General features: G+C 61.1%; 20 protein-coding genes. 10 read left to right on the forward strand and 10 right to left on the reverse strand.

Features of this window, described 5'->3' with window-relative positions:
- Positions 1 to 175 precede the first annotated feature (175 nt).
- The 3 genes from ACIQUI_RS27050 to ACIQUI_RS27060 all read left to right on the forward strand — a co-directional run bounded on the left by ACIQUI_RS27050 (position 176) and on the right by ACIQUI_RS27060 (position 2,783).
- Positions 176 to 865, forward strand: a complete 690-nt coding sequence (locus ACIQUI_RS27050; protein WP_403203896.1) for a crotonase/enoyl-CoA hydratase family protein — start codon at positions 176 to 178, stop codon at positions 863 to 865.
- Between the two features lie 163 nt (positions 866 to 1,028).
- A complete protein-coding gene (locus ACIQUI_RS27055) occupies positions 1,029 to 1,742 on the forward strand; it encodes a lysophospholipid acyltransferase family protein (RefSeq protein WP_403203898.1) in 714 nt (237 codons plus the stop codon).
- Positions 1,743 to 1,811: 69 nt separating this feature from the next.
- Positions 1,812 to 2,783 carry a magnesium and cobalt transport protein CorA gene (locus ACIQUI_RS27060; RefSeq protein WP_403203900.1) on the forward strand — a complete coding sequence of 324 codons (972 nt, stop codon included), beginning with the start codon at positions 1,812 to 1,814 and terminating at the stop codon, positions 2,781 to 2,783.
- A gap of 78 nt (positions 2,784 to 2,861) precedes the next feature.
- On the opposite strand, the gene ACIQUI_RS27065 is transcribed toward ACIQUI_RS27060, so the two are convergent.
- The gene (locus ACIQUI_RS27065) at positions 2,862 to 3,596 is read right to left on the reverse strand and encodes an amidotransferase (RefSeq protein ID WP_403203902.1); all 735 of its coding nucleotides are present in this window, start codon (positions 3,594 to 3,596) and stop codon (positions 2,862 to 2,864) included.
- A 528-nt stretch (positions 3,597 to 4,124) separates the two neighbouring features.
- Between ACIQUI_RS27065 and ACIQUI_RS27070 the strand changes: the two genes are divergently transcribed.
- Entirely contained in the window at positions 4,125 to 4,925 is an 801-nt protein-coding gene (locus tag ACIQUI_RS27070; RefSeq protein ID WP_403203905.1) for a c-type cytochrome, read from the forward strand.
- 126 nt (positions 4,926 to 5,051) lie between these two features.
- Here ACIQUI_RS27070 and ACIQUI_RS27075 read toward each other — a convergent pair whose 3' ends face one another.
- Entirely contained in the window at positions 5,052 to 5,384 is a 333-nt protein-coding gene (locus ACIQUI_RS27075) for a ribonuclease E inhibitor RraB (protein WP_391126742.1), read from the reverse strand.
- 180 nt (positions 5,385 to 5,564) lie between these two features.
- Positions 5,565 to 5,801 (reverse strand): hypothetical protein, encoded by a 237-nt coding sequence (locus ACIQUI_RS27080; RefSeq protein ID WP_391126745.1) that lies wholly within the window; start codon positions 5,799 to 5,801, stop codon positions 5,565 to 5,567.
- A 169-nt stretch (positions 5,802 to 5,970) separates the two neighbouring features.
- Between ACIQUI_RS27080 and ACIQUI_RS27085 the strand changes: the two genes are divergently transcribed.
- Positions 5,971 to 6,351, forward strand: a complete 381-nt coding sequence (locus tag ACIQUI_RS27085; RefSeq protein ID WP_003254641.1) for a hypothetical protein — start codon at positions 5,971 to 5,973, stop codon at positions 6,349 to 6,351.
- Here the strand turns inward: ACIQUI_RS27085 and ACIQUI_RS27090 are convergent, their stop codons facing one another.
- The 4 genes from ACIQUI_RS27090 to ACIQUI_RS27105 all read right to left on the reverse strand — a co-directional run bounded on the left by ACIQUI_RS27090 (position 6,352) and on the right by ACIQUI_RS27105 (position 11,437).
- Positions 6,352 to 7,188: a S1-like domain-containing RNA-binding protein gene (locus tag ACIQUI_RS27090; RefSeq protein ID WP_391126748.1), complete on the reverse strand. Its 837-nt coding sequence runs from the start codon at positions 7,186 to 7,188 to the stop codon at positions 6,352 to 6,354. It abuts the gene before it with no gap.
- A 106-nt stretch (positions 7,189 to 7,294) separates the two neighbouring features.
- A complete protein-coding gene (locus tag ACIQUI_RS27095; protein WP_403203908.1) occupies positions 7,295 to 9,748 on the reverse strand; it encodes a TonB-dependent siderophore receptor in 2,454 nt (817 codons plus the stop codon).
- Positions 9,749 to 9,980: 232 nt separating this feature from the next.
- Positions 9,981 to 10,922 carry a FecR domain-containing protein gene (locus ACIQUI_RS27100; RefSeq protein ID WP_403203910.1) on the reverse strand — a complete coding sequence of 314 codons (942 nt, stop codon included), beginning with the start codon at positions 10,920 to 10,922 and terminating at the stop codon, positions 9,981 to 9,983.
- Positions 10,919 to 11,437: a sigma-70 family RNA polymerase sigma factor gene (locus ACIQUI_RS27105; protein WP_403203912.1), complete on the reverse strand. Its 519-nt coding sequence runs from the start codon at positions 11,435 to 11,437 to the stop codon at positions 10,919 to 10,921. Before ACIQUI_RS27105 ends, ACIQUI_RS27100 begins: the two co-directional genes overlap by 4 nt.
- A gap of 147 nt (positions 11,438 to 11,584) precedes the next feature.
- Between ACIQUI_RS27105 and ACIQUI_RS27110 the strand changes: the two genes are divergently transcribed.
- Positions 11,585 to 12,445, forward strand: a complete 861-nt coding sequence (locus ACIQUI_RS27110) for a DUF6279 family lipoprotein (protein WP_403203914.1) — start codon at positions 11,585 to 11,587, stop codon at positions 12,443 to 12,445.
- A 110-nt stretch (positions 12,446 to 12,555) separates the two neighbouring features.
- On the opposite strand, the gene aceK is transcribed toward ACIQUI_RS27110, so the two are convergent.
- Positions 12,556 to 14,265, reverse strand: coding sequence for a bifunctional isocitrate dehydrogenase kinase/phosphatase (gene aceK, locus ACIQUI_RS27115; protein WP_403203916.1), 1,710 nt, complete (start codon positions 14,263 to 14,265; stop codon positions 12,556 to 12,558).
- Between the two features lie 249 nt (positions 14,266 to 14,514).
- Between aceK and ACIQUI_RS27120 the strand changes: the two genes are divergently transcribed.
- A complete protein-coding gene (locus tag ACIQUI_RS27120) occupies positions 14,515 to 15,390 on the forward strand; it encodes a DMT family transporter (protein WP_403203918.1) in 876 nt (291 codons plus the stop codon).
- A 13-nt stretch (positions 15,391 to 15,403) separates the two neighbouring features.
- Positions 15,404 to 15,862: a DUF4265 domain-containing protein gene (locus ACIQUI_RS27125; RefSeq protein WP_403203920.1), complete on the forward strand. Its 459-nt coding sequence runs from the start codon at positions 15,404 to 15,406 to the stop codon at positions 15,860 to 15,862.
- Positions 15,863 to 15,865: 3 nt separating this feature from the next.
- Here the strand turns inward: ACIQUI_RS27125 and ACIQUI_RS27130 are convergent, their stop codons facing one another.
- Both ACIQUI_RS27130 and ACIQUI_RS27135 read right to left on the reverse strand, forming a co-directional pair.
- A complete protein-coding gene (locus ACIQUI_RS27130) occupies positions 15,866 to 16,747 on the reverse strand; it encodes a DMT family transporter (protein WP_403203922.1) in 882 nt (293 codons plus the stop codon).
- Between the two features lie 114 nt (positions 16,748 to 16,861).
- Positions 16,862 to 17,023, reverse strand: coding sequence for a hypothetical protein (locus ACIQUI_RS27135; protein WP_403203924.1), 162 nt, complete (start codon positions 17,021 to 17,023; stop codon positions 16,862 to 16,864).
- A gap of 294 nt (positions 17,024 to 17,317) precedes the next feature.
- Between ACIQUI_RS27135 and ACIQUI_RS27140 the strand changes: the two genes are divergently transcribed.
- Positions 17,318 to 18,178 carry a formylglycine-generating enzyme family protein gene (locus tag ACIQUI_RS27140; RefSeq protein WP_403203926.1) on the forward strand — a complete coding sequence of 287 codons (861 nt, stop codon included), beginning with the start codon at positions 17,318 to 17,320 and terminating at the stop codon, positions 18,176 to 18,178.
- 126 nt (positions 18,179 to 18,304) lie between these two features.
- On the forward strand, positions 18,305 to 20,761 hold the full coding sequence (locus ACIQUI_RS27145; RefSeq protein ID WP_403203928.1) for a TonB-dependent siderophore receptor: 2,457 nt from the start codon (positions 18,305 to 18,307) through the stop codon (positions 20,759 to 20,761).
- Positions 20,762 to 20,917 lie beyond the last annotated feature (156 nt).

Here is a 20,917-nt window from a genome sequence, read left to right on the forward strand (position 1 = left end):
CGTCGAGGTGCGCTAATTTAGTGAAAGCGCTTTCCTTTGGCAAGCATTTTTTTCAGTTTTTTCATGTATTTGCATTTGAGCCCCGGTGAACGCTGACCGACCAGTCAGCCTTGCTGCTTTACCTGGCCTCTGGCGCTGGGTAACGTCGTCGCCACGCCAACAAAAGGACTCTGCCATGAGCGAGCTGATTACCTACCACGCCGAAGACGGCATCGTTACCCTGACCCTGAACAACGGCAAGGTCAACGCCATCTCGCCGGACGTCATCACTGCCTTCAACGCCGCGCTCGACCGCGCCACTGAAGAACGTGCCGTGGTGATCATCACCGGGCAGCCGGGCATTCTGTCTGGCGGTTATGACCTCAAGGTGATGACCAGCGGCCCGAAAGAGGCCATCGGCCTGGTCACGGCCGGCTCCACCCTCGCCCGCCGCCTGCTGTCGCACCCGTTCCCGGTCGTGGTCGCCTGCCCGGGCAATGCCGTGGCCAAGGGTGCGTTCCTGCTGCTGTCGGCCGATTACCGCATTGGCGTTGAAGGGCCGTACAAGGTGTGCCTGAACGAAGTGCAGATCGGCATGACCATGCACCACGCCGGCATCGAACTGGCCCGCGACCGCCTGCGTCGCTCGGCTTTCCACCGCTCGGTGATCAATGCCGAGGTGTTCGACCCGGTTGCGGCCGTGGATGCCGGGTTCCTCGACAAGGTGGTGCCGGCAGAGCAGTTGCACGAAGCGGCACTGGAGGCAGCGCGGGGGTTGAAGAAGCTGAACATGCTGGCGCACAAGAATACCAAGCTGAAGGTGCGTAAAGCCTTGCTGGAGGCGCTGGACAACGCGATCGAGCTGGACCAGCACCATATGGGCTGACCTTGCCGGCCTCTTCGCGGGTAAACCCGCTCCCACAGGTGCAGCGCGATCCCTGTGGGAGCGGGCGAGCCCGCGAAAAGGCCAGCACAGGCTCACACTGAGGTTTGCCCCAACCAGTGCACACCCGTACACTGCCCGGCGACTGTCTGGTGTGAGTCGTACCATGCTTTATTCGTTGCGCATGCTTCTGCTGGCGCTGCACTTCCTTGTAGTTGGCGCCGTGGGCCTGCTCATTGGCCTGTGCCGCCCCTTCAACCCCGACAACAGCCGCCTGTTCGCCCACCTCTACAGCCGGCCGGCCACCTGGCTGATGCGCATCAAGGTCAAGGCCGAGGTCGGGCCGCTGTGGGACCAGCCACCCGGTTGCGTGATCATTGCCAACCACCAGTCCAACTTCGACCTGTTCGTATTGGGCCAGGTGGTACCACAACGCACCGTGGCCATCGGCAAGAAAAGCCTGGGCTGGGTCCCGCTGTTCGGCCAGCTGTTCTGGCTGGGCGGCAACGTGCTGATCGACCGCAAAAACGCTTACCAGGCGCGCAAGGCGCTGCACAAGACCACCCAGGTGCTGCAAGACGACACCTCGATCTGGATTTTCCCTGAAGGCACGCGAAACCCTGGCGAACAGTTGCTGGCCTTCAAGAAAGGCGCGTTTCACATGGCCATCGAGGCCGGCGTGCCGATCGTGCCGGTGTGCGTCAGCCGCTATGCCAGACGCATGAGCCTGAACAGCTGGCGCCAGCGCACGGTTGTCGTACGCTCGCTGCCGCCGATTGCCACCGCCGGCATGACCCAACAGGACATTCCGGCGCTGATCGAGCAGTGCCGGGAGCAGATGCAGCAGTGCATCGACCGCATGGAACACGAGCTGGCCTGATGCGGGTTGCTCTTGGGCCGGGTACGGCCCAAGCTGTAACCCGTGTTCAACCGGAATAAGCGGGCAACCATGGGGCGAGTCGTGGCATCGGCGGTGTACAGCGCCGGCAGAAAGGTCACCAACATCAGTATCGACGAAGGCAGCGAGTGGGCGCGCAAGCCGGGGCACTTCGTGTGGATCGGCCTGGAGGAGCCCAACGCCGAGGAACTGGCCAACCTGCAGTGCCAGTTCAACCTGCACGAACTGGCCATCGAAGACGCCCTGGAAAAGCACAGCCGGCCAAAGCTGGAAACGTTCGGCGACGCGCTGTTCATCGTCACCTACTCGCCGGTGCGTCACGAGGGCAAGCTGGAGTTCATCGAAACCCATATCTTCGCTGGCAACGGCTACATCATCACCTGCCGCAACGGCCACTCCAAGTCCTACGCCCTGGTGCGCCAACGCTGCGAGGCGCGGCCATTGCTGCTGGAGCACGGTGAGGACTTCGTGCTGTACGCCCTGCTCGACTTCGTGACCGAAAACTACCAACCGGTCAGCGAGGCCATTCATGGCGAGATCGAGGAACTGGAGCAAAGCGTGCTCGGCGGCTCGCTCCAGGAAGACGACATCCGCCGCCTGCACAGCCTGCGCCGCGACATCCTGCGCCTGCGCCGCTATGTAGCGCCCATGGTGGAAGTGAGCGAAGAGCTGCAGCGCCTGAGCTTCCCGTTCATCGACAAGAACATGCGCCCGTATTTCAGGGATGTGCAGATCCACGTGACGCGGCAGATGGAAGACCTGGCCAGCATCCGCGACATCGCCAGCCAGACCATCGAGATTGGCATGCTGCTGGAGTCATCACGCCAGAGCATCGTGCAGCGCAAGTTCGCAGCCTGGGCGGCGATCCTGGCATTCCCCACGGCGATTGCCGGGGTTTACGGGATGAACTTCCAGAATATGCCGGAGCTGAGCTGGCATTACGGGTATTTTGCGGTGCTGGGGGTGATTGCGGCGGGGTGTGCGGGGTTGTATGCCAGCTTCAAGAAGTCGGGCTGGCTTTAAGGGCCTCTTCGCGGGCACGCCCGCTCCCACAGTGGAGTACCTGTGGGAGCGGGCGTGCCCGCGAATGGCTGCAACACTTTATGCTGCGCTGTCGCTGGCCTTTGATGGCTGCTGGATAAAGCGCATCATCCATTCCCCCACCAGGTCGCCCTGATGCTCGGTGGCCAAACTGGCCACGGCCTTGTGATACACCTCATCCCCCAGAAACGCCTGGCGCGCATCAAGCAGCGCACGGGAATAGTCGTGCACGAACTCCGGGTGGCCCTGGAAGCACAGCACCTGGTCACGAATGTGGTACGCCGCATTCGGGCAGAAATCGCTGGAAGCAATCACCGTGGCCCCCTCCGGCAATTCGGTCACCTGGTCCTGATGGCTGATCAGCAACGTCAGCTCCGACACTTCCGGGTCCATCCACGGCGCATGCGCCGCCAGCGAATAACGGTGGATGCCCACGCCCCAGCCCTTGTCGGCACGTTCAGCCTTGCCACCCAGGGTCAACGCCAGCAGCTGGTGGCCGAAACACACCCCCAACAGCTTCTCGCCACGCTCGTACAGCTTCAACAAGTAAGCCTTGAGCGTTTGAATCCACGGATCACTACCGAACGAATCAGCCTTGCTGCCCGTCACAAGGTAGGCATCGAACACTTCAGAGTCGGCGGGGTAGTCGCCGTTCATCACGTTGTACACACAAAACTCGGCGGCGATCGGCTGACGCGAGAAGAGCTGCTCGAACATCCTGCCGTAGCCCTGGTACTGCGCGGTCAACTCCGGTCGCAGGACATCGGTTTCAAGGATGCAGATGCGTAACGACATAGGGATAGTCCTGAACGACATGGGTGGGAATCTGCTGTAGAGACTGACGCGAAAGGCACGTACAAGCAAGTAGGCTGCACTGACGAACGGTCACATTTCGTCGCCTGCCGCCTGGCACTTGCGCCACTGTCTAGACAGAGCATGCCAGCCGGCTGGCACATGGCCTTATAGCAAAACGAAATCATATACCCGAACAATTAGAACAAAGGGTTCTGAAACATGGATGACGCACACCCTACTGTTGGTTGTATATCCACTTTCAAGAGGCAGGCAGTTCAGGCACCGCACAGTGCCACTGCGATCGACCCGAAGCGCGACAAGGAAGCCAACGGGTATTCAGGAATAACAACAAGAAGGCGGTCCGCCATGTTCAGACAATCGAAAATTCGCCAAGCTGGGCTCATTCTCTTCGCTACGACTTTACTGCTGATCTTGCCGAACCTGACACGTTTGTTCGGCTGACAGTGGCGGTGGCGCCAACGGGCAGTGCACAGGTAACCTGCCAGCCTTGATGGTTGGAGATTGCCCATGCGCCACTGCCTGGCCCTGTTAGCGTTGTTCCTCAGCCTGCCACTGTCGGCGGCGCAACTGCACCTGGAGCTGGGCGCCGGCACGCGCCAGTGGAGCAGCGCCGAACTGCTCGGCCATCCGCAGGCCCGGGATATCAGCATCGACCAGGACGTTTCGTACAAGCGCCCCATGCATTATCGGGCAGTGCCGCTGGCCACGCTGCTGGAGGGTGTGAGTACCAGCGACCACTTGCAGGCGGTGGCGCTGGATGGCTTTGCCGCCGAGATGCCTGCTGCGCCACTGCTGCAACAAGGGCCAGCACAGGCCTGGCTGGCCGTGGAAGACCCGGCCAAGCCGTGGCCGCCACTGGCCCAGGGCAAGCCAAGTGCGGGTCCGTTCTACCTGGTATGGACCGCACCGCAGGCCAGCGGCATTCGCCCGGAGCAGTGGCCGTTCCAGATTTCCACCCTTCGCAAGCTGGCACCGGTCGAGCAGCGTTTTCCGGCGCTGCTACCCGACCCGAAGTTGCCGGCCGACAGCCCGGTGAGACAGGGTTTTGCCTTGTTCCAGCAAAACTGCCTGGCGTGCCACCGGCTCAATGGCGCGGGGGATGCGCAGGTAGGGCCGGATTTGAATGTGCCGCATAACCCGACCGAGTACTTCCAGCCGGCGTTTCTGCGCAAGCTGATTCGCGACCCGCAAAGCCTGCGGCAGTGGCCGCAGGCGAAGATGCCGGGGTTTGCTGAAAGTGTGTTGAGTGAGCAGGAGCTGGATGCGGTGTTGGCCTATCTGGGGCATATGGCTGGGCGCAGGCCTTGAGAGCAGTGTGTGCTTCTTCGCGGGCTCGCCCGCTCCCACATTATGATTATGGACTGCACAAGTTTTGAATCCTGTGCAGTACTCTGTGGGAGCGGGCGAGCCCGCGAAGAACAAAACACATGACGTTCAGGCTATTGGCCGTTCGTGCTTGACCCCCCACCCTTCTACCTCGCCGCCATACGGTGTCACCAGCTGCTCGAAAGCATCTTCAAAGTCGCCAATGCCCCCATACGTGGCATACATGACCTTGCTCAATTCCAGGTGCCAGGCACCGTCGCCCAGCTCCGTCACCTGGGCATTGAGCGATTCACCACGAAACTGCCCGGCCGCACGGCGGGCCCCTGCTTCGTCGGGGAATACGGCATAGAACTCGATGGGGTGGATCTGGGTGAAGTCGAAACCGCCTGCTTTCATCTGGCGCAGGACGCTGCTGCTGATATCGTCGTTCTGGCTGCTCATGAAACGTCCTCCTGAGTAAAGCAATGGATAGACTTTCCGTGCACTACGCACCTGCCGGCAGTCATTGGCCGGGCAGTTCGAGCTGATGCAAGACGCGAATTGAAGCGGTGCCGACCCGCAGAATAGGCAGGCACCTTCCACCAGCGTAGTGCCTGCAAAGGCACCACGCAAACGTGTGGGTCAGTGTGCTTCGTGAATGCTGGTGATGGTCACCCCGCTATGCTCCTTGAGCCAGCGGGCGGTAGGGGAAATGGTGCGGTCCTGGAAGTCGTTGAGGTCCAGCTCGTCCATCACCGGGAACAGGTGCGAACGGATGGCCCGCGCGGCGTCCTCTTCGCTGGGGCAGTGCTCGGCCCGCAACGTCATGGTGGACGGTTCGCCTTTCTGATCGGCAAAGATGACTTCCCACTCTTTCATTGAACGAACCCTCTCAATTCAAGAACACCAGTTGGGTGATGCCTGAATAACTGACCTTGGGTCTGGGAGAATGTTCAGTCGGTGGGGGCCTGCGAATCACAAACCTTGCCCCGCCCTGTGCCACCCCTCACAATGCAGGCCTTCATGGCTTCAACCCGCAGGAACCTGCATGAAACTCGACAAACCCGCCGCCATTGCCCGGCGCAACGAAGCACTGGCTCGCCCGGTGCTGACCAGCAGCAACACGCTGTTCGCCATCCTGGACAACAAACGCAACCTGTGGTGGTTCGAAGTGCCTGTGGCACTGCTGGGCAAGGGCCAGGCCGACTGGGTCAACCTGCTGCTGCACACACCAGAGAGCGATGAGTTGCAGCACCTGAAGGTGCCCACCAACTTCCTCAAGGCTCACCTGGAGCAGATGGAAGTGCGCAAGCCCGGCAAGCGCCGTTCCACCATCAGCCTGGCCCTCAGTGCCGACCGCGACTCGCTGCTGCGCGACACCCGTCCGGGTGGCGAGCAGCTGGATTTCCGCAACTTCGTGCAGGCCTGATCAGGCCTTCTCGATACGGTCGTCATGGATGACGATCAGGCCCTGCTTGAACAACCCGCCAATGGCCTTCTTGAAATTGCCCTTGCTGACGTTGAACAGCTTGCTGATCAGCGCAGGGTCGCTCTTGTCGCACACACCCAGCACTCCACCTTCAGCCTCCAGGCGCGCCATGATCTGCTCTTGCAGGCTGTCGGCCAGGGCCGCCCCCACCGGTTGCAGGCTCAGGGCGATCTTGCCGTCGTGGCGCACTTCCTTGATAAAGCCCTTTTCGTGCATGCCCGAACGCAGGAACTTGAACACCTCGTTCTTGTGAATCAGGCCCCAGTGGCGGTTGTTGATGATGGCCTTGAAGCCCATCGGCGTTTCGCCGGCCACCAGCAACTCGACCGGTTGCCCGGCTTTGTAGTCGGCCGGGGTAACGTCGAGATAGCGGTCCAGGCGTGAGGTGGCGGTGATGCGACGGGTGCGCTTGTCGAGGTAGACGTGCACCACGCAGTAATCACCGATCTTCAACTGCCGTGCTTCTTCCGAGTACGGCATCATCAGGTCCTTGGACAGGCCCCAGTCGAGGAAGATGCCCGCCCCGTTGATGTCCTTGACCTTGAGGCTGGCGAACTCGCCCACCTGCACCTTGGGCTTCTCGGTGGTGGCGATCAGTTGGTCTTCGCTGTCCAGGTAGATGAACACGTTCAGCCAGTCATCCACCTCGGTCTCGGCGTTTTTCGGGATGTAGCGCCCGGGCAGCAGGATCTCGCCATCGGCACCGCCGTCGAGGTAGAGGCCGAAGTCCACGTGCTTCACGATTTGCAAACTGTTGTAACGCCCAAGCAGAGCCATTTCTGATGTTCCTCAAGACAAGGGGGCTATTTTCCAGACAGACACGGGGTGGTGTCAAAGCTTCCGGACGGTTGCCCCTTTGTGATTGAGGTTGTGGGGCGCAGGATCAGAAATCGTAGCGCAGGTTGAGCATGGTGTTACGTGGGGCTCCGTAGTGGGCGTAGCTACCGGCCATACCTGCGTAGTACTTCTCATCAAACAGGTTGTTCACGTTGACCGTGGCCGACAAGTTGTCATTGATCTGATAGCGGGCCATCAGGCTGGCAACGGTGTAGTCGTCTTGCGTCACGCGCGTGTTCAAGCGTACATAAGACAGGGACGAACTCGAGTTCCAGTTTGCACCACCGCCAATGGTCAGCTTGTTCCAGTCACCCTGAAAGCGGTAAGTCGTCCACAGCCGGAAGGTGTCCATAGGAAGCTGAGTATTCTGACGGTTGCCATCGGAGTCTTCCGTGCGTGAATGGCTGTAGCCTGTCTGGATGTTCCAACCCGGCAGCACCTCACCAGACAGTTCAAGGTCAATACCCTTGGTTTCTGCACCATCAATAGCCCGGTAGGCCTGGGTATGTTTAGGTGTCTCGTTGGTGCCATCTTCGACTGCGAGGTTGTCACGCTGAATGAAGTAGACGGCCGCATTGGCATTCAAGCGACCCTCATAAAATTCTCCTTTCCAGCCCAGTTCGTAGTTTTTGCCAACTACAGGTTCGAGGGTCTGCCCGGAGACATCTTCCGAAGATTGTGGCTTGAAGATGTCGGTATAACTGGCATAGACAGACTGCTCAGCCGTCAGGTCGTAGACGATGCCGGCGTAAGGAGTAACAACGCCATTCTCGCGGATCTTGGTAGGCAGGGTCCGGGTGGTGCTGGTCAGCACATTCAGCGAATAATCGTAGTTGTACCTGGAAACACGGGCACCAAGAATGAAGTGCAAGTCGTCAGTGACGTTGAACCTGCCTGCCAGATAGTACCCGCTCTGCCGCGTAGCAACGTTGTAGTCCAGAAAAGGCACGTAACTGTCGTCAGCTGGCCTCGCCATCTGGTTGTTCCAGTTGTAATAGTCAATCGCCGTAGAAGGCGCGTCGGCTTCGTCGTGCTGGTTTTCGTAATCCTGGAAGTTGTAACCCATGATCAGTTCATGGCGCTGCCCCAGCAACTCAAATGGACCTTGAAGCGTGACATCGACACCTTTCTGGGTCTGAGTGGCCTTGGCCCTGGCCGGGATGATCGGTACTGCACCGGTTGCCTGATTGATGTAGGCAACGTTTGTTGTCGTACGCAAATAGGCGGAATCAGTATCGCGGTCCACATCCATGTAGTTGCCAGCGATCTTGAACTGCCAGTCGTTGGCCAGTTCCTGCTCAAGACCGAAGGTATAATTGGTGGTCTCTATTTCATCGTACATCCAGCGTGCGCCGGAGCTTTTTGAGCGAGAAAAATCAGTAGGCTGGCCGTTACTGAACAGCATGGGAACGCCCGGTCCCCCATCGGCCCTATACTTCTGGCGGTCAATGCTGAAGCGTCCAACGGTGGTGTCGCTCAGGTCTGCCTCAACCACGCCATAGACCAGATCACGCTTTTGGCTGTACCAGTCCATGAACGTGTCATTGTCCTGTTTTACCGCAACGAATCGGCCACGCACATTACCGCTGTCTGTCAGCGGCCCTGAAACATCTGCCTCGGCGCGGTAGTAATCCCAGGAGCCAACACCTGCCTGAATGTGAGACTTGAACTCACGGGTCGGGCGCTTGCGAATCAGGTTGACCACACCACTCGGATCGCCAGCGCCTGTCATCAGGCCGGTAGCGCCGCGAATGATTTCGACCCGATCATAAAGGGCCATGTCCAACAAGGTACTGGGCATATTGCGCGTCTGGTTCTCCTGCGTGGTGGTTACGCCATCAATCTGATAGGTATTGATCGCACTGCCACGGGAGTAGATGTTGAAACGCTCGCCGCCGTCCTGGGACATGGTGATGCCCGGCGTCTGGTTGAGCACATCGGTCATGCTCGCCAAGTGCTGGTCATCCATGCGCTGTCGCGTGATGACGGTTATCGTCTGCGGCGTTTCACGAATCGACAAATTCATCTTCGTCGCCGTACTGGTCGACCCAGTCGTATAAGACCCGGTGCCTTCCGTGGTAGCCCCCAAACCCGATGCATTGATGCTGGTCGCGCCCAGTTCAAGCGCCCCGTCCGTCGAGCGCGGCAACAGCACGTAGTTGCCATTGCTCGCGGCCATCACCTGCAACTCACTCCCCGCCAGCAACCGTGCGAAACCTTGCTCGACACTGTACGTCCCCTGCAACCCCGGGCTGCGCCTGCCTTGGGTCAATTCGGCCTCGAACGACAACACCACCCCGGCATCGCTGGCAAAGCGACTGAGCACTGCGCCCAGTGGCCCTGCGGCGATGGTGTAGCTGCGTGTGGCCTCTGCTGCGCTGGCCTGCCCGACGGTACTCAGGGGGACAATCACACCGGCTTGCACCAGCAAGGCAGCACTGAACATGGCAACAACGAGGGGTTTTCTGGGGTAAGCGTGGGGGGTAACGCGGCGATGCATGGTGGGCTCCTTCAAAGGGCTGTGTTGGCGGTTTGCAGGAGGGGTCGTGTGAAACTGGAAAACCGACAATGCAAACGAGAAATATTGTTAAAAATCATCTGCTGCCATTTGGGGCGCTTTGCGCCCCTTCGCGGGCTTGCCCGCTCCCACAGGTCCTGCGCCATTCTCGGGACAAGCACAATCCCTGTGGGAGCGGGCGAGCCCGCGAAGGGCTGCAAAGCAGCCCCAATTTTCAGGCCAAAGGCCGCACTCGCACCCAGAACCGCGTGCGGGTCTCGATCCGTACCGGCAGCGCCTGGGCAATCGCCTCCAGCGCACGCGCCGTATCGTCCAGCGGGAAGGCCCCAGAAATGCGCAGGTGCGCAACTTCCTTCGAACACTCGATAAAGCCCGGGCGATAGCGCTGCAACTCATCCAGCACCTGGCTCAGCGGCCAGTTATCGATCACCAGCCGGCCATTGACCCATTCGGCGCGGTTAGGGTCGAGCACCTGCGGCGCGGGCAGCGGCCCTGAACCAAAGCGCAGGCTCATGCCCGCCTCCACCCGCAACGGCTCGCCTTCTGGCCGGTTGCGCACCGCAACGGCATGTTCAAGTACGTCGAGTTCGGTCTGCCCGTCCAGTTGGCGAACAACAAAGCGTGTGCCCAACGCGCGCATCTCGCCCTGCTGGCTGCGCACCCTGAGTGGCCGTGCATCCTTGGCCGTGGTCACCATGATCTCCCCGGAGCGCAGGATGATCAGCCGCTGCTGGTAGTCATAGCGAATGTCCACGGCAGTGGCCGTGTTCAGCGTGAGCTGGGTGCCATCTTCCAACCGCAACTGGCGCCGTTCACCCGTAGCGGTACGCACATCGGCCAGCCAAAGCGGCGTCTGCCGGTAGCCAGTCCAGGCCAGGCCGGATACCCCAAGGCCCAGCACCAGCCCCTTGAGAACAGTGCGCCTGCCAGCCAGCGGCGGCTCCACCGCCAACGTCCGCTTTGCCACGGTCGCCGGCACGCTGCGCAGCTCGGCGTGAAACGCCTCCAGCCGCTGCCACGCCCACTGGTGCACCGGGTCGCCTTGATGCCACGCCTGCCAACGCAGGTACAGCGCCTGGTAGTCCGCCCCGGCACTCAAGCGGGCATGCCACTGCGCCGCATCACGCAGTGCCTGGCGTTGCTGCGCCGGGCTCACAGTTCGGCATCCAGCGCGAACAGCAGGCACTGCTCGGTGGCCTTGGCGATGTATTTGGTCACCGAACTGACAGACACACCCAGGCGCTCGGCAATTTCGGCGTAGCTCAGGCCTTCGAGGTGGGCAAGAAACAGCGCCTGGCGCACCTTGTGGTTCAGGCCATCGAGCATGGCATCAAGCTGCAACAGCGTTTCCAGCAGCACTACCCGGTGCTCCGGGGACGCCTCCACCAGTTCCGGCTCCAGGGCCATGGCTTCCAGGTAAGCCTGCTCCAACGACCGTCGACGCAGGTGATCAACCATCACCCGCTTGGCCACCGTCGCCAGGAAGTTGCGTGGCTCGCGCAAGGGATGGGCCACCGTGCTGGCGATCAGGCGCACGAAGGTGTCCTGGGTCAGGTCCGCCGCCCGCTCCCGGTCACCCAGGCGCCGGCGCAGCCAGCCTTGCAGCCAGCCGCTGTGGTCGCGGTACAGGCAGTGCATGTCATCGTGCGGCGCAGGCGGGACCTTGTACACGCAACCATCCTTGTAACGATGCGGATAAGAATTAGTCGCAATAATAGTGATATTGCCGATGGAAGGAAACCGCGATTGCAGCAATGCGATGGAACCCTGCGGCTACCCTTACCTCTACCGACTGGCCACCGTTGCAAGGAGCAGCACATGCCTGTACGCCTGCCCAAAGCCCTGCTCATCGCCATCGGCTTCGCCCTGGCGCTGGCCGCCTGCAGCCGCATCGACCTGGCCTACCGCAACCTCGACCGCCTGGTACCGTGGTCGCTGGGCGACTACCTGGACATGAACCGCGAGCAGAAAACCCTGCTCGACGACCGCCTGCGCGAGCACCTGGCCTGGCATTGCAAGACCCAGCTGCCCGGCTACCTCGACTGGCTGGACCGGGTACGTGGCATGGTCGCCGACGACCAGGTAACCGACCAGGCCCTGCAGCAACGTACCCGAGAGGCCCGCGAGGCGATTGGCCGGGTAGCCGAGGAAATTACCCCATCGGCCACCGAGCTGTTGCGCGGCATGAGCGACACCCAGGTAGCGGAAATGCGCGATGCTTTCCGCGACGACATCAGCGAAAGGCAGAAGAAGTATGTGGATACGCCGCTGGCCAAGCAGATCGCCCGCCGAACAGAGCGCATGGAGAAACGCCTGACGCCGTGGCTGGGCGAGCTTACGCAGGTGCAGAAACAGCGGGTACAAGCCTGGTCGCAGGCGCTGGGCGACCAGAACCGCGAATGGATTGCCAACCGTGCCCACTGGCAACAGCAATTGTTGCTGGCGATGAACCAGCGCAACGATGCCAGCTTCGAGCCGCGCCTGGCGACGCTTTTGCAGCGCAAGGAAAGCTTGTGGACGCCTGAATACCGCTCAGCGTTTCAAAATACCGAGCGGCAGGCGCGCAGCTTGCTGGTGGACCTGGTGCAACAGAGTACGCCGCAGCAGCGGCGGTTCTTGCAGGAAAGGCTGAGTAAAGTGCGCACCGACTTTAGTGAGATGAAGTGTTTGAAGGGGTGAATCTGTTTTTCAGGCCCGGCCTCTTCGCGGGCTCGCCCGCTCCCACAAGTACAGCGAAGTACCTGTGGGAGCGGGCGAGCCCGCGAAGAGGCCGGGCCTGAAAAACAGATTCACCGGGCCTTGCGCCGGTAGGGAAACACATCAATCACCTTCCCCTCCCGAATAGCCGCCTGCAGCCCCTTCCAGTAATCCGCGTCATACAACTCCCCATGCAAGCGGCTGAACAACCGCCGCTGGCCGATATCGGCAAACAGAAACGGTGGAAACTCTTCGGGGAACACATCATGCGGCCCGATCGAGTACCACGGCTCACCCGACATCTCGTCCTCCGGGTAACGCGGCGGCGGGATATGGCGGAAGTTAACCTCGGTCAGGAAGCTGATTTCGTCATAGTCATAGAACACCACCCGGCCATGGCGGGTAACGCCAAAGTTTTTCAGCAGCATGTCACCCGGGAAGATGTTCGCCGCCGCCAGCTGCTTGATGGCCAGGCCATAGTCTTCCAGCGCCTCTTGCACCTGGCCTTCGCTGGCATGCTCCAGGTAAAGGTTCAGCGGCGTCATGCGCCGCTCGGTCCAGCAGTGGCGGATGAGCACCTTGTCGCCCTCCAGCGCCACGGTCGACGGCGCTACCTCCAGCAGCTCGGCCAGGCACTGCGGCTCGAACTTGTCCCGCGGGAAGCGAAAATCGGCAAACTCCTGGGTATCGGCCAGGCGCCCCACCCGGTCGACGCTTTTCACCAGCCGGTACTTGTCGATCACCGTGGCGCGGTCGACGGTTTTCGATGGCGAGAAACGGTCCTTGATGATTTTGAACACCGTGTTGAAGCCCGGCAGGGTGAACACGCTCATGACCATGCCACGCACACCCGGCGCCATCACAAAGCGGTCGTCGCTGCCCGCCAGGTGGTTGATCAGCGCCCGGTAAAACTCCGATTTGCCATGCTTGTAGAAGCCAATGGAGGTATACAGCTCGGCAATGTGCTTGCCCGGCAAGATACGCTTGAGGAAATTGACGAACTCCGCCGGCACCGGCACATCGACCATGAAGTACGAGCGGGTGAAGGAGAAGATGATCGATACCTCGGCCTCGTCGGTAATCAGCGCATCGGCCTCTATGCCATGCCCTTCCCGGTGCAGCAGCGGGATCACCAGCGGCCACTGCTCATCGCTGTTGTACAGCCGGCCGACCAGGTAGGCGCCCTTGTTGCGGTACAGCACCGGCGAAAACAGCTCCACCGCCAGCGTCGGGTCCTTGCACACCCAGTCCGGCAGGCTGTCACGCAGTTGTTCCTCAAGGCGTGACACATCACTTTCAAGGTCGCCGTAGGCGAACGCGTAGTCGGCGAAGATCGCCCGTAGCAGGCCCTTGAGGTTGCCATCGGGGCGATAGGTGCTGGTTTGCGCAGCGCGCTGGTGGCTGCGAATCGATGGCCGGGTGGTGTGGATGAACATGCAGCCATCGCTGATCTGGTCATGGCTGAACAGGCTGCAGAACAATGAGTTGTACCAGGTTTCCGACAGCTCATCGTCCAGCCGTGGGTCGATCAGGCCTATGTAGGCACTTTTCACCAGAGGCCACTGGCCGACCTCCAGCAGCACCTCGTCATCGAACGCGTCACACAACCAGCCGTTAACCTCGCCGACCTTCTGTTCATAGAGGTTTATCCGCGCGGCGGCTGCGCGCTGGCACTCTTGCCAACGCGCCTGTTCGAAACGCTCGCGGGCGCCAAGGGTGATGCGGCGAAAATGCTCGCGGTAGTCGTCGAAGCCATCGAGGATCATCCGGGCGATCTCGCCGGCAGGCCAGTGCTGGGTCATGCGGGGCGCCTCGATGCTTGGTTGAGATACAGAGCTTAGTCGGCTTGTTCGAACTACGGTGCCTGTGACGGCCTCTTCGCGGGCACGCCCGCTCCCACAGGTAACCCACAATGCCTGAGCCTGTGGTGATCCTGTGGGAGCTGGCTTGCCGGCGATTGGGCCAGTACAGGATTACACCGCAAGAAAGCACAAGAACCACCCCGCCCCAGTAACGTACACTCGCGCCCTGCCTTGTACCCGGAGACCACCGTGAGCCCCATCGCCCTAGCCCGCCTGCTGACCCTTGCCGCCGTCTGGGGGGCGAGCTTCCTGTTCATGCGCATCATCGCCCCCGAGCTGGGCACGGTACCGACCGCCTTTTTCCGCGTGTCCATCGCCTGCCTGGGCCTGGTCGCCATCCTCGCCGCCGCCCGTGTGCGCTGGGATTTCCAGGGCAAGCTCGGCGCCTGCCTGGTACTGGGCATGATCAACTCCGGTATCCCCGCCACCTTCTATTCCGTCGCTGCCCAGGTATTACCTGCCGGCTACTCGGCCATCTTCAACGCCACCACGCCATTGATGGGCGTGCTGATCGGCATGCTGTTCTTCCGTGAGCCGATGACCCTGCCCAAGCTGTGCGGCATCTTCCTGGGCCTGTTTGGCGTCGGCATCCTCAGCGGCGCTGGCCCGGTGGCGCTGGACATGGCCCTGGTGCAAGGCGCTCTGGCCTGCCTGGCAGCCACCACTTGCTACGGCTTTGCCGGCTTTCTTGCCCGTCGCTGGATCAGTGGCCTGGACAGCCGCCTGTCGGCGCTGGGCAGCATGCTCGGCGCCACCTTGCTGCTTAGCCCGCTGTTCGCCTGGAGCGCGCTGAGCCAGCCGCCCGCCAGCTGGGGCGGCTGGCAGGTGTGGCTGTCGCTGCTGGGCCTGGGCCTGTTGTGCACGGCATTTGCGTACATTCTGTACTTCCGCCTGCTGGAGGAAATCGGCCCGGTCAAGGCCAGCACCGTCACCTTCCTGATCCCGGTATTCGGCGTATTGTGGGGGGCGTGGTTGCTGGACGAGCCGCTGTCGATGGCACACCTGTACGGCGGCTTGCTGATAGGCGTGGCACTGTGGCTGGTGCTGCGCCCGGCGCGCAACTGAAGCGGGGTACACGATGAGCAACCCGTACAAGAAAGTCCTGTTCCGCCTGGAACAGGACGAGACCGGCTACCCACCGGCCTCGGTCGAGGGCCTGTGGGCCAAGGCTGTGGAAGGCGGCTATGCCGTCGACAACATTCCCTTCCACGTCTACGGCATCGCGCCGGGCGACGTGATCGGCACCCGTGAAGAAGCCGGCGAGACCTGGTTCGCCGAACTGCGCCACAGCAGCGCCAGCTCGGTGTTCCGGGTGGTGGTCAAACCACCAGAAACGCTGGACCAGGTACGCGCAGCCTTGCAGGACTTCGGCTGCAACTGCGAAACCGAGCAGGCTGTGAAGATGCTGGCAGTCGAAGTGACGTCACAGCGCTCGCTCGATACCCTGCTCTACTACCTGCTCACCCAGCGCGAGGCCGGCCTGCTGGACTTCGAGGAAGGCGTGCTGCGCCACACCATCCCCGAAGAGTTCCGCTAAGGCCTACGCTTCGGCCAGGCGTGCAGCAGGCTTGCGGAACACGAACAACAAGCCCACCACGATCAGCCCCATGCCCAGCAGGCTGAGCGGTGCCAGGCGGTTACCAAAGATCAGCAAGTCCATCACCGCAGTCACTGCCGGCACCAGGTAGAACAGGCTGGTGACATTGACCAGATTGCCCTTGGCGATCAGCCGATACAGCAGCAACGTTGCCAGCAGCGAGACCACCAGGCCCATCCACAGCAGCGCGCCGACGAAGCCGCCCGTCCACTCGACCCGCAGCGGTTGCAAAGGCGCGAACAGCGCGCACATGGCAAAGCCTGCCAGGTACTGCAGCGGCAGCGTGCCCATGGGGTTGTCGGTGATGCGCTTCTGCAGGATCGAGCCGAAGGTCATGCTGGCCAGCGCCAGCAAGGCGAACAGCATCCCCGCCAACGACACCCCGCCCAGGTTGATGCCCTGGTACACCACCATGATCAAGCCACCCAACCCCAGCCCCAGGCCGAACAGCCGGCTCCAGGAGCGTTGCCGCTCCATCAGCACCACGGTCAGGATGGGTTGAACCCCCATCACCGTGGCCATCACGCCAGGGGTGACATGGGTATTGAGCGCCAGCAGGTAGAAGATCTGGTAGGCGCCGAGCAGCACACAGCCAGTACCCATGGCACGCAGTATGGCCCCCCGGCTGCGCGGCCAGCGCAGCCCCAGCAACGGGCCGATCAGCAGCAGGCCGGTCAGGGCCAGTGCCGAGCGCAACAACAGGAAGGCGAACGGGCAGGCATGCGCCAGGCCCAGCTTGGAGACGATAGCGCCGCTGCTCCACAGCAGGACGAACAGGCTGGTAGTGGCCGCCGAGGCCACGGAAGATTTGGAAAAAACAGACATGTATGCACCTGTATTCGGGCAAATAAGCCGAACGGTGGGCGTGAACTTCAGTAAGGGAAGTGGCCGACCGTGTTCAGTAGGTTGCGTGTGCGAAGGGATGCGGCCTAAAGCCGATCAGCCCAGCACGACCACGCAAGGAGGCGGAGCTACGCCGCCTACAACGCCACTGACAGGTGGTGGGTAGTGACTGATCATGGCCGGCTGCTGGCTGCCACGCACGACCATGCCCGCGACTGGCGCGATGGCAAAGCTTGTGGTGGAAAGGCTGGCTGGCATGAACAGGTCTTCGGGAAGAGAACAGTGGGTTGGACTATAGCCCGGTGCCACATGGCTGGCAACCACTGCCTAAGTCATTCTAGAAACGCGTACCCTGTGGGAGCGGGCAAGCCCGCGAACACCGGCGCAGCCGGTGCCATGCACCGCGTTGGATTCTTCGCGGGCACGCCCGCTCCCACAGTGATCGCGCCGGCCGCAAGAATTGCGCCCACACTGCCACTGGTTAATTTTCCACCACCCCGACTCGTCTGAATGCGAAACGCTGCACGCATTCTCCCGTTTCGAGGACCACCGATGAACGTATCCACCTGGCTCTACCGGCCGGCCCAGATCACCTGCCTGCTGCTGGTCAGCGCATACGCCCACGCCGCCAAGCCCGGCGATGTGTTCAAGGACTGCAAGGACTGCCCGGAAATGGTCGTGCTGCCCGCCGGCAGCTACGTAATGGGCGCCCCCGACGACGAAGTCGGCCGCCAGCCCGACGAAGGCCCGCTGCACACCGTGACCTTCGCCAAGCCCTTCGCCATGAGCCGCTATCAGGTGACCGCCGCCGAACTGGACGCCTACATCAAGGCCACCGGCACCGTCATCAAGAGCGGTGACGACCGCCCCGGCCGCTGGTGCGAGGCCAGCAAGCCCAGCTACAAGCAGGGCCCCCGCCAGCCCGCGGTATGCGTGGACTACGACGAAGTGCAGGCCTACACCCAGTGGCTGGCCAAGACCACCGGCAAGCCCTACCGCATGGTCAGCGAAGCCGAACGCGAGTACGCCGCCCGTGGCGGTTCGACCGGGCCGTTCCCCTTCCCCTTCGACGAGCCGGGCAAGTACGAAATCAGCAAGCACGCCAATACCTACGGCCCCAAGGACGGTTACGCCTTCACTGCCCCGGTCGGCAGCTATCCGCCCAACGCCTTTGGCATGTACGACATGCACGGCAACGTCTACGAATGGGTTGCCGACTGCTACCACGAAAGCTACGAAGGCGCCCCCAGCGACGGCAGCGCCTGGATCCAGGACCCCAAATGCATCCGCGCGCACATGCGTGGCAACGACTGGGGCGAACCGCCGATCTTCTCCCGTTCGGCCAACCGCAACGACCGCCTCAAGACCACCCGTGGTGACTTCCTCGGGTTTCGCGTAGCACGTGAATTGTGAAGTTGTGACGCGCTTAACGCAGCACTGCTGAAAAAAACAGCCAATAAGAATCGTTCCGGTTTTTTACAGGTGCTGCGTCCTATAGCTGACATTAAAAAAACCCATCTGCCAACGAGACCGCAATAGATGTCCAAGTCCTTGCCCGGCCCGCTCAACCCGCTTGCCAAAGCGTTACTGATCCGTCATTCCCTTCGCCCCCGGCACGCGTTGTCACGCGTTGGTCTGGGGCTGGCGCTGACCACTACGATGGTTGCGCAGGTACAGGCGCAGGAATGGACGCTGGATATTCCGGCACAGTCGATGAACTCGGCGTTGCAGGCGCTGGCCAGGCAGACGGATACGCAGTTGCTGTACAGCCCGGAAGACATCGGTGGCTTGCGCTCGTCGGCCCTGAAGGGCCGTCACGACCTGGCTACCTCGCTGCGCATCCTGCTCGGCGGCAGCGGGCTGCGTTATCAGATTGATGGCAACACCGTGACAGTAACGGCGGGCTCAGCCGCAAAGGACGGGCAGGTCGAGCTTTCGGCGACTAACGTCAATAGCGTCGGCCTCGACGCAACCACCGAAGGCACAGGCTCTTACACGACTGGCGTGACAAGCACCGCCACAAAAATGAACCTGTCGCTTCGAGAAACACCGCAGTCGATTACCGTTGTCACCCGTCAGCGCATGGATGACCAGCACCTGGGCGCTATTACCGACGTACTGAAACAGACGCCAGGTATCACCATCTCCCAGGATGGCGGGGAACGTTTCAACGTCTATTCACGTGGCAGCGCCATCGACACCTACCAGTTCGATGGCGTCAATACCAGCCAGGAAAACCAGACGCGCAACATGCCCAGCACCCTTCTGGACATGGCGTTGTACGATCGGGTAGAGATCGTCCGCGGCGCTACAGGCCTGATGACGGGAGCAGGCGAACCTGGCGGGGTAATCAACCTGATCCGTAAAAAGCCAACCCATGAGTTCAAGTCCTATATCAAGGGCAGCGTTGGCTCCTGGGACAATTACCGCAGCGAAGCCGATGTCTCTGGCCCGTTGACGGAAACCGGCAACGTGCGAGGACGCATGGTTGCAGCCAAGCAAGACAACCACACGTTCATGGACTGGTACGACCAGAAACGCGAACTCTTTTATGGCGTCGTCGAGGCCGATGTGACCGACACGACCCTGGTACGTTTTGGCGTCGACTACCAGAAATACCGCTCGACTGGCTCTCCTGGCGTTCCTTTGCTGTTCACCAATGGCAAGCAAACCGATTTCTCCCGTTCCACCAGCTCCGGCGCACGGTGGATGTACGATGATTTCGAGACCATGAACTACACTGCTACCCTGGAGCAGCAGTTGGTGAACGACTGGAAGCTGCGGGTAGTGGCCAACTACATGGATGTGGACCGAGACGCGGACTTGGGGTGGTATCGGAGCACCTCCGGTGTCGCTTACCTGAACGAGGCCACCGGTTCGGCAAGCGCCGAGCGGGCCAAGATTTCTGCCGACCAGACGCAAAAAGGCCTGGACGTGAATCTCGCTGGCACCTACGACCTGTTCGGTCGCAGCCATGATCTGGTCCTGGGCTACAACTACTCTGAGTACGAGAATGACCACCGCTCCCAGACGGGCGGGATCGCCACCTTCAACTTCTACACTTGGGACAACTACCTGGCACGTGACGGCTACCGTCCATCCCTGATTTTCAACATCAAGACACGCCAGAGCGGTTACTACGTGGCCAACCGCTTCAACCTCACCGATGACCTGCACCTGCTGCTCGGTGCCCGGGTTTCGCAGTACACCTACGACTCCGACCTGACATCCCTGATCGCCAACACCAATACGGTCAGCAAGATGCGTGAAACCGGCCAGGTAACGCCGTACGCAGGTGTGATCTATGACCTGACGCCTGAACAATCCGTGTACTTCAGCTACACCGACATCTTCAAGCCGCAAACTTCGATGGACAAGGATGGCAAAGTCCTCGAGCCGGTCGTCGGCAAGAACTACGAAGCTGGCTGGAAAGGCGAGTTCTTCCAGGGCCGGCTTAACACCAGCGCTGCCGTGTTCATGGTCGAGCGCGACAATTTTGCCGAACTCGATCCTGGCCAGCTCACCCCAACAGGCTCATCGGCCTATCGCGCAGTCGACGGGGCCAAGACCAAGGGCTTCGATCTTGAAGTCACAGGTGAGATCGCACCGGGCTGGAACGTGCAGACAGGCTACAGCCACGCCAAAACCAAGGATGCCGATGGGCAGCGTCTGACCACTCAATTGCCCATGGACACCTTCCGCCTGTGGACCACCTATCACCTCAAAGGCGATTGGGACAAGTTGACAGTGGGCGGTGGCGTGAACTGGGATTCGAGCAAATCGCTGACCTTTACCAACATTAACAATGCAAAAGCCAAGGATGACGACTTTGCCGTGGTCAACCTCATGGCTCGCTACCAGGTAACCGAGCACCTGGCGGCTACCGTCAACATCAACAACCTGTTTGACGAAAAATACTACTCGGGCATGGCCGGCAGCTACGGTCACTACGGTGCACCGCGTAATGCAACACTCGATGTCCGCTACGATTTCTGATCCAGCAAGCCCGAGTGAACAGCGCCCTTCATCGTGAAGGGCGTTTTTTTTTCGCCTATATCTGCCATCAAAAACCGCCCGGGGCAACAAGCCTGCCTATCTGAATAGCGGCAGGTGTGCGCCCGTTAGCCCGAGCAAAAAAAACCTGCGGTTTCA

The organism is Pseudomonas sp. NPDC090592 (assembly GCF_044769185.1).
Classification (GTDB): domain Bacteria; phylum Pseudomonadota; class Gammaproteobacteria; order Pseudomonadales; family Pseudomonadaceae; genus Aquipseudomonas.

Bases quoted from the DNA above. Each gene is read 5' to 3' on its own strand.
- ACIQUI_RS27085 (WP_003254641.1), top strand. From the start codon at position 5,971: ATGAAACTCGACAAACCCGCCGCCATTGCCCGGCGCAACGAAGCACTG.
- ACIQUI_RS27065 (WP_403203902.1), bottom strand. From the start codon at position 3,596: ATGTCGTTACGCATCTGCATCCTTGAAACCGATGTCCTGCGACCGGAG.
- ACIQUI_RS27110 (WP_403203914.1), top strand. From the start codon at position 11,585: ATGCCTGTACGCCTGCCCAAAGCCCTGCTCATCGCCATCGGCTTCGCC.
- ACIQUI_RS27055 (WP_403203898.1), top strand. From the start codon at position 1,029: ATGCTTTATTCGTTGCGCATGCTTCTGCTGGCGCTGCACTTCCTTGTA.
- aceK (WP_403203916.1), bottom strand. From the start codon at position 14,265: ATGACCCAGCACTGGCCTGCCGGCGAGATCGCCCGGATGATCCTCGAT.
- ACIQUI_RS27140 (WP_403203926.1), top strand. From the start codon at position 17,318: ATGAACGTATCCACCTGGCTCTACCGGCCGGCCCAGATCACCTGCCTG.
- ACIQUI_RS27090 (WP_391126748.1), bottom strand. From the start codon at position 7,188: ATGGCTCTGCTTGGGCGTTACAACAGTTTGCAAATCGTGAAGCACGTG.
- ACIQUI_RS27135 (WP_403203924.1), bottom strand. From the start codon at position 17,023: ATGCCAGCCAGCCTTTCCACCACAAGCTTTGCCATCGCGCCAGTCGCG.
- ACIQUI_RS27125 (WP_403203920.1), top strand. From the start codon at position 15,404: ATGAGCAACCCGTACAAGAAAGTCCTGTTCCGCCTGGAACAGGACGAG.
- ACIQUI_RS27060 (WP_403203900.1), top strand. From the start codon at position 1,812: ATGGGGCGAGTCGTGGCATCGGCGGTGTACAGCGCCGGCAGAAAGGTC.
- ACIQUI_RS27130 (WP_403203922.1), bottom strand. From the start codon at position 16,747: ATGTCTGTTTTTTCCAAATCTTCCGTGGCCTCGGCGGCCACTACCAGC.
- ACIQUI_RS27080 (WP_391126745.1), bottom strand. From the start codon at position 5,801: ATGAAAGAGTGGGAAGTCATCTTTGCCGATCAGAAAGGCGAACCGTCC.
- ACIQUI_RS27050 (WP_403203896.1), top strand. From the start codon at position 176: ATGAGCGAGCTGATTACCTACCACGCCGAAGACGGCATCGTTACCCTG.
- ACIQUI_RS27145 (WP_403203928.1), top strand. From the start codon at position 18,305: ATGTCCAAGTCCTTGCCCGGCCCGCTCAACCCGCTTGCCAAAGCGTTA.
- ACIQUI_RS27070 (WP_403203905.1), top strand. From the start codon at position 4,125: ATGCGCCACTGCCTGGCCCTGTTAGCGTTGTTCCTCAGCCTGCCACTG.
- ACIQUI_RS27095 (WP_403203908.1), bottom strand. From the start codon at position 9,748: ATGCATCGCCGCGTTACCCCCCACGCTTACCCCAGAAAACCCCTCGTT.
- ACIQUI_RS27075 (WP_391126742.1), bottom strand. From the start codon at position 5,384: ATGAGCAGCCAGAACGACGATATCAGCAGCAGCGTCCTGCGCCAGATG.